The organism is Aquabacterium sp. (assembly GCF_044226965.1).
GTDB lineage: Bacteria > Pseudomonadota > Gammaproteobacteria > Burkholderiales > Burkholderiaceae_C > Pseudaquabacterium.
This window is the reverse complement of record NZ_JBGAGA010000001.1, coordinates 133,154-146,897: the sequence shown is the minus strand read 5'-3', so window position 1 is coordinate 146,897 and position 13,744 is coordinate 133,154. Positions and strand designations below refer to the sequence as shown.

Genomic DNA, 13,744 nt, shown 5'->3' with positions numbered 1-13,744 from the left:
TTCGTTGCACGCAGGGGGGCGCGGTCTCAGCGCTGCGCGGTGGCCAGCACGGTTGCTGCCGGCTGAGCGCGGCGCTTGGCGTTCGACGCCAGTGCACCGCTGTCCTCACCCGTGATCGCGTTCAGTTCGCCGGCGGCGCGGGCGGCCAACACCTCGGCCTTGACGTCGGCGCGGGCGCGCACCGACTTGATGTCCTGCGCCGGGGTCAGCTGCGGGCGGTTGGCATAGGCGCGGATCGAACCGTCGGCGATGGCCTGGTGGTACTCGGCCACCACCTGTGCGCGCGTCTTCAGCGAAGGCACGCTGGCGCTGTTGTCGATGGTGGGATCGTCGGCCATCGCCACACCAGCGGACAGCACGGTCAAGGCGGCAATCATCAGCTTCTTCATCACGGAACTCCTACAGGGTTGTTGGGCTTGGCTGTCTGTTCCGGTGCGTCTGCACCGGCTGCATCCATGGGCACCACTGTAGAAACCCTAGGTCCAAAGAAAAACCGCAGCGGCGCGAACGCACCGATGCGGTTTTGCAAACAATGGATCCGCCTCGCCGGGCTTGAAACGCCCGGCAGCGCCCTCAGCGGTGCTTGAAGACCGGCTTGCGCTTGTTGACGAAGGCGTCCATGCCTTCCTTCTGGTCCTCGGTGGCGAACAGGGCATGGAACATGCGGCGCTCGTACATCACGCCGTCGCTCAGCCCGCCCTCGAAGGCCCGGTTCACACATTCCTTGGCGGCCAGCACGCTGGCCTCGCCAAAGCCGTTGATGATGGCGGCCACCGCCAGCGCCTCGTCCATCAAGGCAGCGGCCGGCACCACGCGCGAGACGAGCCCGCTGCGCTCGGCCTCGGCCGCATCCATCATGCGGGCCGTGAGCACCAGGTCCATCGCCTTGGCCTTGCCCACCGCGCGCGGCAGTCGCTGCGTGCCACCGGCGCCGGGAATCACGCCGAGCTTGATCTCGGGCTGGCCGAACCTGGCGCTGTCGGCGGCGATGATCATGTCGCACATCATCGCCAGCTCGCAGCCGCCGCCCAGCGCGAAGCCAGCCACCGCGGCGATCACTGGCTTGCGCACGCTGCGGATGGTTTCCCAGTTGCGGGTGATGTAGTCGCCCTGGTAGACGTCGGCGAAGGTGTAGCCGGCCATCGCGCCGATGTCGGCGCCAGCCGCGAAGGCCTTCTCGTTGCCGGTGATGACCATGCAGCCGATGCCGGGATCGAGGTCGAAGGCCTTCAATGCGCGACCCAGTTCGTCCATCAGCTGGTTGTTCAGCGCGTTCAGCTGCTTCGGGCGGTTCAGGGTGATCACGCCAGTGCGGCGATCGCCGTCGCCACGGGTGTCGACCAGGATCAGTTCGTAGTCCATATGGGCTTGCCTCTTCGGGTGGGGGTCACTTGGCCGCCTGCAGCGGCGGCTTGCTCAGGGTCAGGTCGATGAAGGTGGATTCGTCCTGCCGCAGCAGGATGCGCACGGGCAGGTACTGCAGCGAAGGCGCGAACCACATCTCTGGGGTCAGGTCGCCACGCTCGGCCAGCCGGCGCGCCTTGACATGGTAGGTCGCCACCGGACCAAAGGGCAGGTTCAGGGTCTCCTGCTGGTCGACCTCGTAGATCCAGCGGTAGAAGCGCTTGTTCAGTACCAGCGGCAGCTCCAGCGTCTTGCCCACCTGCAGCAAGCCGGGCTGCGTGGTGAACAGCCAGGTGAGCTGCACGAACTGGCTGGCCTCGTCCTGCACGCCGGGCACGCTGTCGATCTCGCGGCCGTCGGGCATCGTGATGCGCTCGGGTCCGAACTGCTGCGACCAGCGGCGCGGCGCGCGCAGCAACTGCTTCTGCTCGCCATCGAAGCGGCGCGGCGACAGGCCCCGATCGCCCAGTTCACCGTCGCTGGACGCCTGGCGCGAGAACAGCGGCCCGATGCTGGCCTCCAGCCGCACCTGGTAGCGCGAACCCGAGCGCAGCCAGTCGACCTGCGCCTTGCCGCCTTCGATGGGTCCCCGGTAGTAGCCATTGAGCGCATAGCTCAGGCGCGTGGACGGTGGCCATTCGAAAGGCTCGGCGGTCGGTGCCGAGGCCACGGCGGGCGCGGGCGCGGGTTGGGGCGGCTCGGCGACACGCGCCACCGGCTCGACCACGGGCGGCGGCGGCGCTGGCTCGGGCGCCGGCGCGGGGGCCGGTGCTGCTTCTGCGACGACCTGCGCTGGGGGCGGCGGCAGGGCCGCGGGTTCGGGCTGCGGCGGTGGCGGGGCCGGCTTGTCGGCCCGACGGGGCGCCGAAGCCGGCGCGGGCGGCGCGGGCGTCACGCTGGGCAAGGCGCGCTCGGCCGCGGGGGCCCGCACCGCCACCGGCGCCGGCGCCGCCTGCTGCAGCTCGCGCACGAATGCCACCTCGATGCGCGGCGGGGCTTTCTCGCCCTCGCCCCAGCCGAAGCGGTCGCTCAGCAGTTCATCTGCGGCCAGCAGGTGCAGTCCGACGATGAGCGCCAGCACCAGCCAGCCCGATGGCCGACGCAACAGCGGGTGCCCGGGCCCGCGGCCCGGTGCGCCGGCCAGCGCGAATTCAGCCATCGAGCCAGGCGCGCCGGCGCGCCAGCACCGGCTTGGCCGGCTTGTCGGCGAGCGAGAGCGCGACCGTCTGCGCCAGCGGGTTGTCCGCCTGCGGGGCGACACGCAGGCTCGTCAGGCGCTGGTCGCGCACCAGCGTCAGCTCGAAAGGCCTGCCGCGCTCGACCCAGTTCAAGGCGTCGTCGAAGCGGCGCAGGCGCCAGCCATCGATGGCCAGCAGTTCGTCCCCTGCCGAGAGCCCGGCCTTCATCGCCGCGCTGCCCGCCAGCACCTGCTTGACCAGCACGCCGGTCACCGGCCCTTCGGACAGGCGCAGGCCCAGCGACGCCGCCCAGCCGGCGCGCTCGCTGCGCAGCTGCACGCCCACGCTCTCGAGCAGTTCGGCCAGCGGCAGGTCCGCCGTGCCATGCACCCAGGCCTGCAGTTCCGGACCGAAGTCGCGGCCGCCCACGTCGCGCAGGGCGGCCGCGATGTCGGCCTCGCTGATCGGCCCCCCGCCACTGCGTTGCCACAGCGCGCGCATCACCTCGTCGAGCGATGCGCCTCGCTCGCGCAGCCGCAGGTCCAGCGCCAGGCCGACCAGCGAGCCCTTCAGGTAGTAGCTGACGGTGGCATTCGGCGTGTTCTCGTCGGCGCGGTAGTACTTGACCCAGGCGTCGAAGCTGGCCTCGGCCACGCTCTGCACATGGCGCCCGGGTGTCGCCGCCACCGCATTGATGGCCTTGGCCAGCAGCTTCAGGTAGCGGCCGGCATCGATCAGCCCGGCGCGCAGCAGCAGCAGGTCGTCGTAGTACGAGGTGAAGCCTTCGAAGAACCACAGCAGGCGCGTGTAGTTCTCCTGCGTGTAGTCATAACGCGCAAATTCAGCGGGCTTCAGGCGCTTGACGTTCCAGGTGTGGAAGTACTCGTGGCTGATCAGGCCCAGCAGCGTGACATAGCCATCGCTCACGCCCTCCATCGCCTTGCGCGGCAGGTCGCGCCGGTTGGCGATGAGCGCGGTGCTGGCGCGGTGCTCGAGCCCGCCGTAGCCTTCGTCCACGGCATTGAGCATGAAGACGTAGCGCTCGAACGGCGGCTTGGTGTGCGTCTCTGCGTGCCAGAAGCGGATCTGTTGCTCGCAGATGCGGCGGGTGTCGTCGAGCAGGCGCTGGCCGTCGAAGCCGGGCCAGGCGCCGGCCACGACGAACTCGTGCGGCACGCCGCCCGCCTGGAAGCGACCGCGCCAGAACGTGCCGAGCTCGAACGGATGATCGGCCAGTTCGTCGTAGTCGGCGGCCTCGAAGCTGCGCGGACCCAGCGCACGCATGCCGCTGGCCACCTGCCAGCCTTCGGGCAACTGGCCGAGCGTGACACGGTGCACCTCGGCCTCATGCCCCTGCGCCCGCAGGAACAGGCTGGTGCCATTGAAGAAGCCGCGCCGCGCATCGAGAAGGGCCGTGCGCACCGAGGTGTCGAAGGCGTAGACCCGGTAGCTCACGGTCAGCGCCGCCCGGCCGCTGCAGCGCGCCAGCCAGCGCGTCTTGTCCTGCTGCTCCAACACCACCGGCCGCTGGCCCTGGCGGGCCTCCAGCTGCGACAGATGCCGTCCGAATTCCCGCACCATGTAGCTGCCCGGAATCCACACCGGCAGCGACAGCATCTGCTCGGCTGCCGGTTGCGGCAGCGTGAGCGTCACGCGGTAGTGGTGGCTGTGCGGATCGGCAACGTCGACGCGGTAGGTGATCATGGTTCAGGTGCCCGCGGCACCCAGAAAACAGCTGAGGGCCGCCACCGCCGAGAGGCGGAATCGCAGCGTGAGCCAGCGCGCCAGGCCCTGCGCCGGGTAGACCTTGCGGTCGACCAGGTAGCACAGCACCAGCAGCGCGCCATTGAGCGCCAGCCCGGCGTTCGGCGGCATCATCACCGCGACCCAGGCCAGCAAGGAGGGCAGCACGCCCCACAGGAACAACGAGGTCGGCGGATCGGCCTGCGCGAAACCCACGCCCCAGTGGATGCCGCCCAGGAACGAGACGATGAGCGCCGCATAGGCCGAGAGCGCCAGGGTCACGTACGGATGCGCGGTGTCGTTGACCAGCCAGACCAGCAACGCGCCCAGCACGAAGGGCAGCAGGCCGGCATAGGCAAGGCGCCGCGCGGTCGGCGGCAGGGGCAACTCAGGCGGAACGGGGGCACTCATCGTGCCCGCATTGTCACCGCAGGCCCGCCGACGCGAAGCCCGGATCGGCCCGGGGCGGGCCCTGGTCAGCTCTTCTTCGCGGCGGCGGCGACGATGCGCGCCTCGATCTGCGCGGCCGGCAGCGCGCCGGGCGCCCGCGAGCCGTCTTCGAACACCACCGCGGGCGTGCCCTGCACCCGGTGCCTCTGGCCCAGTTTGACGTTGCGGTCCAGCGCAGCCACATCGCATTCGCCCGTCGACTTCGGCGGCATGACGCCGTCCACCATCCACGAGCGCCAGGTCTTCGCGGCATCCTTGGAGCACCAGATGTCACGCGACTTGACGTTGGAATCGGGGCCGAGGATCGGGTACAGGAAGGTGTAGATCGAGACGTCCTTCAAGGTCAGCAGGTCGCGCTCGATGCGCTTGCAGTAGCCGCAGTTCGGATCGGCAAACACCACCAGCTTGCGCGCCCCGGTGCCCTGCTTGAACAGCATGGCGTCCTTCAGCGGCAGCGACGCGAAGTCGATCTGGGTGAGCTTGTCGATGCGCGCCTGGGTCAGGTCGGTCCGGGTCTTGGTATCGATCAACGAGCCCTGGATCAGGTAGGAGCCATGCTCGTCCGTGTAGACGATCTCGGCGCCGCCGAAGCGAACCTCGTACAGCCCGGGGATCGGCGACTTGCTGACCTCGTCGATCTTCGGCAGGTTCGGCAGGCGTTCGCTCAGGTTCTTGCGGATCGCGGCTTCATCGGCCCAGGCGGACGCCGCAGCCATCAGGGCACAGGCCAGGGCGCCGCGGCGCAGCATCGTCATCGAAGTCATCGGGTGGTCCCTTCAGGCGTCTAGCGCCCTGGCAGTGAGCAGGCGCTTGATCGGCGCCAGGTGGTTGAGCAGAGTCATGCCGCGGTTGCGGAGTTCCCGCAGTGCTGGCTGGTCGGTGGCAAAGAGGTGCAGCAATCCGTCGGTGAGCCCGGCCATGGCCCGCGTCGGGCCGGCGCGCAGGCGCACGTAGCGGCGCAGCAGAGTCTCGTCACCCAGGCTGCGCCAGCCTTCACGCTCGGCCAGCACGCGCGCCAGCGCAGCGACATCGGCCAGGCCCAGGTTGAGGCCCTGGCCGGCCAACGGGTGCACCACATGCGCCGCGTCGCCCACCAGCACCCAGCCCGGCCCGCACAGGCGATCGGCCTGCGCCAGGGCCAGTGGCCAGCTGCCGCGCTCGCCCGACAGCGACAACTGGCCCGCTGCGCCGGCGGTGGCTTCGCTCAGGGCCTGCTCGAACTCGGCCACCGTGGCCTGCCGCAAGGCCTCGGCCCGGGCCGTCGGCAAGGACCAGACCAGCGCCAGGCTGTGCCCGGGCTGTGGCCGGTCCAGCGGCAGCAAGGCCAGCACGTCGGGTGATCTGAACCACTGGCGCGCCAGGCCGCCGTGGGGCCGGGTGCTGGTGAGCCTGGCCGCCAGAGCCGTCTGGTCATAGGCCCGGCGCTCGAAGCGCACGCCCAGCTGTTCGCGCGCCGCCGATTCCTTGCCTTCGGCCAGCACGGTGAGCGCAGCCTTCACCTCGCCACAGGCCAGGCGCAAATGCGGCGCGAAGCGGGCGGCGGTGCGCAGCGCGACTTCCAGCTCGGCAGCATCGACGATCCAGGCGAGCGCCTCGACCTGCTGGCGCCAGGCCGAGAAGTCGATCGCGCCACCGGCGGCGTCGCCTGCCACATGCATGTCGTACACCGGTGTCACGGCGTCGGCCGGCAGCGCGTCCCAGACCTTCAGCGCGCCGAGCAGCTGGCGCGAGGCGGCATTCAGCGCATAGGCCCGCACGTCGCCGGCTGCCGGCAAGGGCGGCACGGCCGGCAAGGCCACGTCCAGGCCCTGGCGCGACAAGGCCAGCGCCAGGCTGAACGCCACCGCCCCGCTGCCGCGGATGCAGACATCGACCGATTCCATCCCCGGATTGTAGGAAGCCCGGCAAAGCCCCGGCGTCGGCCGAATAAACTTGCGCACTTTGGCCGCGCACTCTGCCCGGCCAGCGCCAGAAAGTCTTCCATGAGCCTCAAATGCGGCATCGTTGGCTTGCCCAACGTCGGCAAGTCCACCCTGTTCAATGCCCTGACCAAGGCCGGCATCGCCGCCGAGAACTATCCGTTCTGCACGATCGAGCCCAACGTCGGCGTGGTCGAGCTGCCCGACCCCCGGCTCACTAAGCTGTCTGAGATCGTGCGACCCGAGCGGGTGGTGCCGGCCATCGTCGAGTTCGTCGACATCGCCGGCCTGGTGGCCGGCGCGAGCAAGGGTGAAGGCCTGGGCAACCAGTTCCTCTCGCACATCCGCGAGACGGACGCGATCGTCAACGTGGTGCGCTGTTTCGAGGACGACAACGTCATCCACGTGGCCGGCAAGGTCGACCCGATCGCCGACATCGAGGTGATCCAGACCGAGCTCTGCCTGGCCGACCTCTCGACGGTGGAAAAGAGCCTGCAGCGCTCGATCAAGCTGGCCAAGGCCGGCGGCGACAAGGAAGCGCAGCGCCTGGTGGATGTGCTGAAGAAGTGCGAAGCGGCGCTGAACGAGGCCCGCCCGGTGCGCAGCATCGACTTCAGCAAGGAAGAGCAGGCCGTGCTCAAGCCGCTGTGCCTGATCACCGCCAAGCCGGCGATGTTCGTCGGCAACGTCAGCGAAACCGGGTTCGAGAACAACCCCTTCCTCGATCGGCTGCGCGACTACGCCGCCAAGCAGGATGCGCCGGTGGTGGCCATCTGCGCCAAGACCGAGGCCGAGCTGGCCGACATGGGCGACGAGGACAAGGCACTGTTCCTGGCCGAGATGGGCCAGGACGAGCCCGGCCTGAACCGGCTGATCCGCGCCGCCTTCAAGCTGCTGGGGCTGCAGACCTACTTCACCGCCGGCGTCAAGGAAGTGCGGGCCTGGACGATCCATATCGGTGATACGGCGCCACAGGCCGCCGGCGTGATCCACACCGATTTCGAGCGCGGCTTCATCCGCGCCCAGACCATCGCCTACGACGACTTCGTCGCCCATGGCGGCGAGCAAGGCGCCAAGGATGCAGGCCGCATGCGGGCCGAGGGCAAGGACTACGTCGTCAAGGATGGCGACGTGATGAACTTCCTGTTCACCGTCTGACGGGTTTCCCTGCCTGCTGGCCGCCCCTTTGCGCGGTGGGCGGTGGTAGTCTCGGCCCTCTGCCTGAACAGGCGTGTGAACGGGCGCGCGCGCAAGCGGCGTCCGACCCGTGATGCCGGCTGCCGGACTGCTCGCGTTGCTGCTGCCCGCCGTGCTGACCGCGCTGGCCTACCTGGGCGCGGGTCAGCTGGCGGTGCTGCTGGCAGTACCTCCGAGCTACGCCGCGCCGATCTTCCCGCCCGCCGGTATCGCGTTGGCCGCGGTGCTGGTTTACGGCTATCGCGCCTTGCCGGGCGTGCTGGCCGGCGCGTTCGCTGTCAATCTTCTGCTGGCCCAGCCGCGTGGCTTGCCCGCGCTGACCGCGCAGCTGCTGACGCTGGCCATCGCCCTGGGTGCCACCGCGCAGGCCGGGCTGGGTGCCTGGCTGATGCGCCGCCGCGGCCCCGGCCGGGCCATGGCCGAGCCACGCGACGTGATGGCCTTCTGCGTGTTCGGCGCGATGGTGGCCTGCCTGGTCAGTTCGTCGACCGCCACCACGGCGCTGTCGCTGGCAGGCGCGCTGCCGGCCGAAGCCCGGGCATTCACCTGGTGGACCTGGTGGGCTGGCGACACGCTGGGCGTGCTGATCGGCACGCCGGTGGTGCTGAGCCTGATCGGCCGGCCGCGCTCGGACTGGGCACCGCGCCGCATGGCGCTGGCCCTGCCGCTGCTGGCGGCGCTGACGCTGCTGGCCGTGGCCACCGTGCAGGTGTCGCGACTGGACCGTTTGCGGTCGCGCGCGGTGTTCGAGCAGACGGCCGCGGCCGCCGCCGATGCGGTGGATGCCCAGCTCAGCCACGCACTTTTCGCGTTGCAGGCCACGCAGAGTCTGTTCCTTGCCTCCGGCGAGGTATCACGCGACGAGATGCGCCGTGCGGCCGAGCCCTGGCTGGCACTGCCGATCAACCTGCAGGCCATCGGCTACAGCGAGCGCGTGCCGCGCGCCCGGTTTGCCGAGTACGAGGGCCGCATCTCGAGCCGTGACGGCCGCGCGCTGCGCATCTTCGAACGCCGCGAGCGGGGCAGCGCTCCGATCTCGGCGCAGGATGCCGATGGCATCGTGATGCGCTTCGTCGAGCCGGCCGAGCGCAACAGCGCGGCGCTCGGTTTGAACGTGATGTCGGTGCCGGCCGCGCGTGAGGCGATCGGGCGCTCGGCCCGCGAGGACCGTCCAATCGCCTCGGCCGGGTTTCGCCTCACCCAGGAGGTCGGCGACCAGACCGGCGTGGTCGTCTATCGCGCGCTGTACCGCGGCGAGCCGGCCGCGGCCGAACGGGCCGAAGCCCTCACCGGCGTCGTCTTCGTGACGCTGCGCATGGACCAGTCGCTGGCCGCCGCGATGAAGGACCAGCCGGGCCACCTGCGCTGGTGCCTCATCGACAGCGACCCCGGCGCCGCCCGGCCGCGGCTCGCCGGCCCGCCGGGTTGCGACACCGCGCCCGCGGCCGTGCATGAGTTCCAGCGCCCGATCAGCTTTGCCGGACGGCCATGGCGGCTGCGCATCTCGACCGCCGTCACCGACTATGTCGAGGGCAGCCACGTCAATGCGTGGCTGTTTTCCAGCGTCGGGCTGCTGTCCACTGCGCTGCTGGCGGTCCTGCTGCTGGTGGTGACCGGGCGCACGCGGCGCATCGAATCGGCGGTGGCACAGCGCACCGCGGAACTCGAACGCGAGATGGCCGAGCGCGCCCGCACCGAGCAGGCCCTGCGCGAAAGCGAGCAGCGCCTGCGCAACATCCTGGACCACGCGCCGATCGGCATCGTCTACGCCGACCTGGCCAGCCGTGTGCGCGAAGCCAATCCCAGGCTGCGCGACATGCTCGGGCACACCCTGGAATCGCTGAGCGGCAAATCGCTGGCCGAGCTGACCCCCGAGGAAGACCGCGCCGGCGACGCCGAGGTGCTGGCCCAACTGCTGCGCGGCGATGCTTCATCGGTGCGCCGTCGCAAGCGACTGCTGCGTCGCGACGGCCAGGCGGTGTGGGTGCAGATGATCCTGAGCGTGCTGCGCGACGCGGCCGGCCAGCCGCAGCGCCTGGTGGCGGTGGTCGAGGACATCACCGAGCACCTGAAGCTGGTCGAGGCCGAACGCGGCCGCGACCTGGCCGAGTCGGCAAACCGGGCGAAGAGCGAGTTTCTCTCCCGCATGAGCCACGAACTGCGCACCCCGTTGAACGCGATGCTGGGCTTTGCGCAATTGCTGGAGCTGGACCGACAGCCGGCCCTGAGCGAGCACCAGCGCGAGTGGACCGCGCAGATCCAGCATGCCGGCTGGCACCTGCTGGAGATGATCAACGACATCCTGGACCTGTCGCGCATCGAGTCCGGCATGATCCGGCTCGACACGGTGGCCATCGATGTCGCGCCGCTGCTGCGCAGCTGCGTCTCGATGGTCGAACCCGCGGCCGCGCAGCGCGGCATCCAGGTGCGGGAGCACATCGGCCCGGACGCACGCTCGGTGATGGGCGACCCCACGCGGCTCAAGCAGGTGCTGGTGAACCTGCTGTCGAATGCGGTGAAGTACAACGTGCCGCACGGCCGGGTCGACCTGGAAGCGCTGGCCGCCCCCGGTGGCATGGTCGAGATCCGCGTCACGGACACCGGCATGGGCCTGTCAAAAGACCAGATGGCCGAGCTGTTCCAGCCGTTCAATCGGCTGGGCCGTGAGTACAGCAACATCGAAGGCACCGGCATCGGGCTGGTGATCAGCCGGCGCCTGGCCGAGTTGATGGGCGGCCAGTTGCTGGCGCGCAGCCAGCCGGGCCAGGGCTCCACCTTCGTGCTGAGCCTGCCGGCCGCGGCGGGGCGCGTGGACGACGACGGCGGCGACGGGCTGATCGATCCGCTGAGCGCCCCCTACCGCCAGCGCCAGGTGCACTACGTCGAGGACAACGACACCAATGCCGAGGTGATGCGCGGCATCCTGGCGCAGCGTCCCCAGATCACGATGACCGTGTCCGCCACCGGGCTGGACGGCCTGGCCGCGATCCGCCAGACGCCGCCGGACCTCATCCTGCTGGACATGCACCTGCCGGACATCGACGGCCTGGAACTGCTGCGCCATCTGAAGCACGACCTGCGGACAGCCGACGTTCCGATCATCGTGGTCTCGGCCGACGCGACGCCGGCCCGCATCAACGAGGCCGTGGCGGCCGGGGCGGCGCATTACCTGACGAAGCCGCTCAACCTGGGCGCGTTCCTGGCATTGGTGGATGGCCTGCTCGGGGAAATGGATACGCGCTTTGGTTGATGTTTGTGATCACTTCCGTTTTTGGCAAGACAAACCTTGACCTGCCGATGGATTCACTGGCCTGACGGTGGTACTTAGCACTCAGACATCGAGAGTGCTAATATCTTGGGAACCAAGACACGCCAAGCATGTCAGACACCTCCATGAACCTTTCATCCTCCACCGCTCTGTCCGTGCGTGATCCGTGGGCGCTGGTGCCCTCGCTGGGCAACCTGGATGCCTACATCACGAGCGTGAATCGCTTGCCGATGCTGTCGCAGGAAGAAGAAGTCTCGTTCGCGCGCCGCTTGCGCGAACAGGGCGATCTCGAGGCCGCCGGGCGGCTGGTGCTGTCGCACCTGCGCCTGGTGGTTTCCGTGTCGCGCCAGTATCTGGGCTATGGCCTCCCCCACGGCGACCTGATCCAGGAAGGCAACGTCGGCCTGATGAAGGCCGTCAAGCGCTTCGATCCGGACCAGGGCGTGCGCCTGGTGAGCTACGCGCTGCACTGGATCAAGGCCGAGATCCACGAATACATCCTGCGCAACTGGCGCATGGTGAAGCTGGCCACCACCAAGGCCCAGCGCAAGCTGTTCTTCAATCTGCGCTCGATGAAGCAGTCACTGAAGAGCGAGACCGACGACGGCAATGCGCACCGCAACACCTTGTCGGCGGCCGAGATCGAACGGGTGGCGCAGGAACTGAAGGTCAAGCCATCCGAGGTGATCGAGATGGAGACCCGCCTGTCGGGCGGTGATGTGGCGCTCGAGCCGCAAACCGATGACAGCGAAGAAACCTACGCACCGATCGCGTATCTGGCGGACGATTCCGGCGAGCCCACCCAGGTGCTAGAAGCGCGCCGCCGCGATGCGCTGGCATCGGATGGCCTGACTCAGGCGCTGGCCGTACTCGACCCACGCAGCCGTCGCATCGTCGAAGAGCGCTGGCTGAAGGTCAACGACGACGCCAGCGGCGGCATGACCCTGCATGAACTGGCTGCCGAGTACGGTGTCAGCGCAGAGCGCATCCGCCAGATTGAAGTGGCGGCCATGAAGAAAATGCGCAAGGCGATGGAGATGGCCGCCTGAGGGCGCCAGCCGCTGCCTTCAGGGGGTTTCGGCGAGCAAGAGCCGCAGGTCGTCGGCCAGCGCCTTGCTGCCGCTGCCGTAGCGCGTGAAAAGGCGGATGCGGCCCTGCGTGTCGAACACGTAGGAGCCCGCCGTGTGGTCGACCGTGTAGCTGCCCTCGGTCTTGCCCGGCACCTTGGCGTAGAACACCTTGAACTGCTTGGCCAGGGCCTGGGTCTGCTCAGGCGTGCCACGCAGCCCGATCTGGTCCGGGCCGAAGTTGCCGACATAGGCCTTCAGCAGGGCCGGCGTGTCGCGCTCGGGGTCGACGGTGATGAACACCCCCTGTACCTTGGCACCATCCGTCCCCAGCGCCCGCTTGACCTCGGCCAGTTCGGCCAGCGTCGTCGGACAGACATCCGGGCATTGGGTGTAGCCGAAGAAGACAACCACGACCTTGCCCTTGAAGTCCGCCAGGCTGCGAAGCTGGCCATCCGCATCGGGCAGCGAGAAGTCACGCGCATAGTCGGCGCCGGTGATGTCGATCGCCTTGAAGCTGGGTCGGCTGCCGGGCGCCTTGTCGCAAGCGGCCAGCAGGGCCGCGCTGCCGAACAGGGCAGCCAGGATCCGGCGGCGTTGAATCAATGCAGCCATGGCATCAGGTAGTGGTCAAGCAGCAGCGCCGCAAACAGCAGCGACAGATGCAGGATCGAGAAGCGGAAGGTCCTGCGTGCCAGCGCGTCGCTGTAGTCCTGCCAGAGCGCGAAAGCCAGTCCGATGAACCACAGGCCGAGCACCACCGCGCAGGCCAGGTACAGCCAGCCGCTCATGCCGATGACGAAGGGCAGCAGCGTCGCGGCAAACAGCACCAGCGTGTACAGGAAGACGTTGAGGCGCGTGAACTCGGCGCCATGCGTCACTGGCAGCATCGGCAGCCCGGAGCGGCGGTAGTCCTCCACCCGGTAAAGCGCCAGCGCCCAGAAGTGCGGCGGGGTCCACAGGAAGATGATCAGGCACATCACCAGCGCCTCGGGGCCGACATCGCCGCGCATGGCCGCCCAGCCCAGCACCGGCGGCATCGCGCCGGACGCACCGCCGATCACGATGTTCTGTGGCGTCAGCGGCTTCAAGACCACCGTGTAGATCACCGCGTAGCCCACGAAGGTGGCGAAGGTCAGCCACATGGTCAGCGGGTTCACCAAGAGGTACAGCAATGCGCTGCCCGACAGGCCCAGCAGCATCGAGAACACCAGCGCCTGCACATTGCTCAGCTCGCCCTTGGCGGTGGGCCGCCACGCGGTGCGGGCCATCTTGCGATCGATCTGCTGCTCGACCAGGCAGTTGAACGCTGCCGCCGCGCTGGCCACCAGCCAGATGCCGATGGCTGCGGGCAACGCAACACGCAGGTCAGGCCAGCCCGGCTCGGCCAGCAGCATGCCGATGACGGCGCAGAAGACGATCAACTGCACCACGCGCGGCTTGGTCAGCACCATGTACTGCGACCAACGGGACGCAGTCTGGGGCGAGGTGGCGAGGGTCTGGCTCATCGAGGGCCCG

The 13,744-nt window shown here is 69.0% G+C and carries 12 protein-coding genes; 3 read left to right on the top strand and 9 right to left on the bottom strand.

The window, feature by feature from the left end:
* Positions 1 to 26: 26 nt before the first annotated feature.
* The 7 genes from ACILR4_RS00745 to ACILR4_RS00715 form a co-directional block, all read right to left on the bottom strand.
* Positions 27 to 389 (bottom strand): DUF4148 domain-containing protein, encoded by a 363-nt coding sequence (locus ACILR4_RS00745; protein WP_395698884.1) that lies wholly within the window; start codon positions 387 to 389, stop codon positions 27 to 29.
* A 184-nt stretch (positions 390 to 573) separates the two neighbouring features.
* Entirely contained in the window at positions 574 to 1,362 is a 789-nt protein-coding gene (locus ACILR4_RS00740; RefSeq protein WP_395698883.1) for an enoyl-CoA hydratase, read from the bottom strand.
* Positions 1,363 to 1,387: 25 nt separating this feature from the next.
* Positions 1,388 to 2,563 (bottom strand): DUF3108 domain-containing protein, encoded by a 1,176-nt coding sequence (locus tag ACILR4_RS00735; RefSeq protein ID WP_395698882.1) that lies wholly within the window; start codon positions 2,561 to 2,563, stop codon positions 1,388 to 1,390.
* Positions 2,556 to 4,286, bottom strand: a complete 1,731-nt coding sequence (locus tag ACILR4_RS00730; protein WP_395698881.1) for a M61 family metallopeptidase — start codon at positions 4,284 to 4,286, stop codon at positions 2,556 to 2,558. The genes ACILR4_RS00735 and ACILR4_RS00730 overlap by 8 nt, the downstream gene beginning before the upstream one ends.
* 3 nt (positions 4,287 to 4,289) lie before the next feature.
* Complete coding sequence (locus ACILR4_RS00725; RefSeq protein ID WP_395698880.1) at positions 4,290 to 4,736, bottom strand: DUF3429 domain-containing protein; 447 nt, start codon at positions 4,734 to 4,736, stop codon at positions 4,290 to 4,292.
* Between the two features lie 65 nt (positions 4,737 to 4,801).
* Entirely contained in the window at positions 4,802 to 5,530 is a 729-nt protein-coding gene (locus ACILR4_RS00720) for a DsbC family protein (protein ID WP_395698949.1), read from the bottom strand.
* A gap of 21 nt (positions 5,531 to 5,551) precedes the next feature.
* Positions 5,552 to 6,658, bottom strand: coding sequence for an FAD-dependent monooxygenase (locus ACILR4_RS00715; protein ID WP_395698879.1), 1,107 nt, complete (start codon positions 6,656 to 6,658; stop codon positions 5,552 to 5,554).
* A gap of 99 nt (positions 6,659 to 6,757) precedes the next feature.
* On the opposite strand from ACILR4_RS00715, the gene ychF reads away from it, so the two are divergent.
* From ychF to rpoH, 3 genes are all read left to right on the top strand, one after another.
* Entirely contained in the window at positions 6,758 to 7,852 is a 1,095-nt protein-coding gene (ychF, locus tag ACILR4_RS00710) for a redox-regulated ATPase YchF (protein ID WP_395698878.1), read from the top strand.
* A 136-nt stretch (positions 7,853 to 7,988) separates the two neighbouring features.
* A complete protein-coding gene (locus ACILR4_RS00705; RefSeq protein ID WP_395698877.1) occupies positions 7,989 to 11,141 on the top strand; it encodes a CHASE domain-containing protein in 3,153 nt (1,050 codons plus the stop codon).
* Positions 11,142 to 11,284: 143 nt separating this feature from the next.
* Positions 11,285 to 12,208, top strand: a complete 924-nt coding sequence (gene rpoH / locus ACILR4_RS00700) for an RNA polymerase sigma factor RpoH (RefSeq protein ID WP_395698948.1) — start codon at positions 11,285 to 11,287, stop codon at positions 12,206 to 12,208.
* An 18-nt stretch (positions 12,209 to 12,226) separates the two neighbouring features.
* Here the strand turns inward: rpoH and ACILR4_RS00695 are convergent, their stop codons facing one another.
* Both ACILR4_RS00695 and cyoE read right to left on the bottom strand, forming a co-directional pair.
* Positions 12,227 to 12,841, bottom strand: coding sequence for an SCO family protein (locus ACILR4_RS00695; protein WP_395698876.1), 615 nt, complete (start codon positions 12,839 to 12,841; stop codon positions 12,227 to 12,229).
* On the bottom strand, positions 12,829 to 13,734 hold the full coding sequence (gene cyoE, locus ACILR4_RS00690) for a heme o synthase (RefSeq protein ID WP_395698875.1): 906 nt from the start codon (positions 13,732 to 13,734) through the stop codon (positions 12,829 to 12,831). Before cyoE ends, ACILR4_RS00695 begins: the two co-directional genes overlap by 13 nt.
* Between the last annotated feature and the right edge of the window lie 10 nt (positions 13,735 to 13,744).

What these genes read in the sequence shown, in the direction of transcription:
- ACILR4_RS00745 (WP_395698884.1), bottom strand. Translation starts at nt 389, where the DNA reads ATGAAGAAGCTGATGATTGCCGCCTTGACCGTGCTGTCCGCTGGTGTG.
- ACILR4_RS00740 (WP_395698883.1), bottom strand. Translation starts at nt 1,362, where the DNA reads ATGGACTACGAACTGATCCTGGTCGACACCCGTGGCGACGGCGATCGC.
- ACILR4_RS00735 (WP_395698882.1), bottom strand. Translation starts at nt 2,563, where the DNA reads ATGGCTGAATTCGCGCTGGCCGGCGCACCGGGCCGCGGGCCCGGGCAC.
- ACILR4_RS00730 (WP_395698881.1), bottom strand. Translation starts at nt 4,286, where the DNA reads ATGATCACCTACCGCGTCGACGTTGCCGATCCGCACAGCCACCACTAC.
- ACILR4_RS00725 (WP_395698880.1), bottom strand. Translation starts at nt 4,736, where the DNA reads ATGAGTGCCCCCGTTCCGCCTGAGTTGCCCCTGCCGCCGACCGCGCGG.
- ACILR4_RS00720 (WP_395698949.1), bottom strand. Translation starts at nt 5,530, where the DNA reads ATGACGATGCTGCGCCGCGGCGCCCTGGCCTGTGCCCTGATGGCTGCG.
- ACILR4_RS00715 (WP_395698879.1), bottom strand. Translation starts at nt 6,658, where the DNA reads ATGGAATCGGTCGATGTCTGCATCCGCGGCAGCGGGGCGGTGGCGTTC.
- ychF (WP_395698878.1), top strand. Translation starts at nt 6,758, where the DNA reads ATGAGCCTCAAATGCGGCATCGTTGGCTTGCCCAACGTCGGCAAGTCC.
- rpoH (WP_395698948.1), top strand. Translation starts at nt 11,285, where the DNA reads ATGAACCTTTCATCCTCCACCGCTCTGTCCGTGCGTGATCCGTGGGCG.
- ACILR4_RS00695 (WP_395698876.1), bottom strand. Translation starts at nt 12,841, where the DNA reads ATGGCTGCATTGATTCAACGCCGCCGGATCCTGGCTGCCCTGTTCGGC.
- cyoE (WP_395698875.1), bottom strand. Translation starts at nt 13,734, where the DNA reads ATGAGCCAGACCCTCGCCACCTCGCCCCAGACTGCGTCCCGTTGGTCG.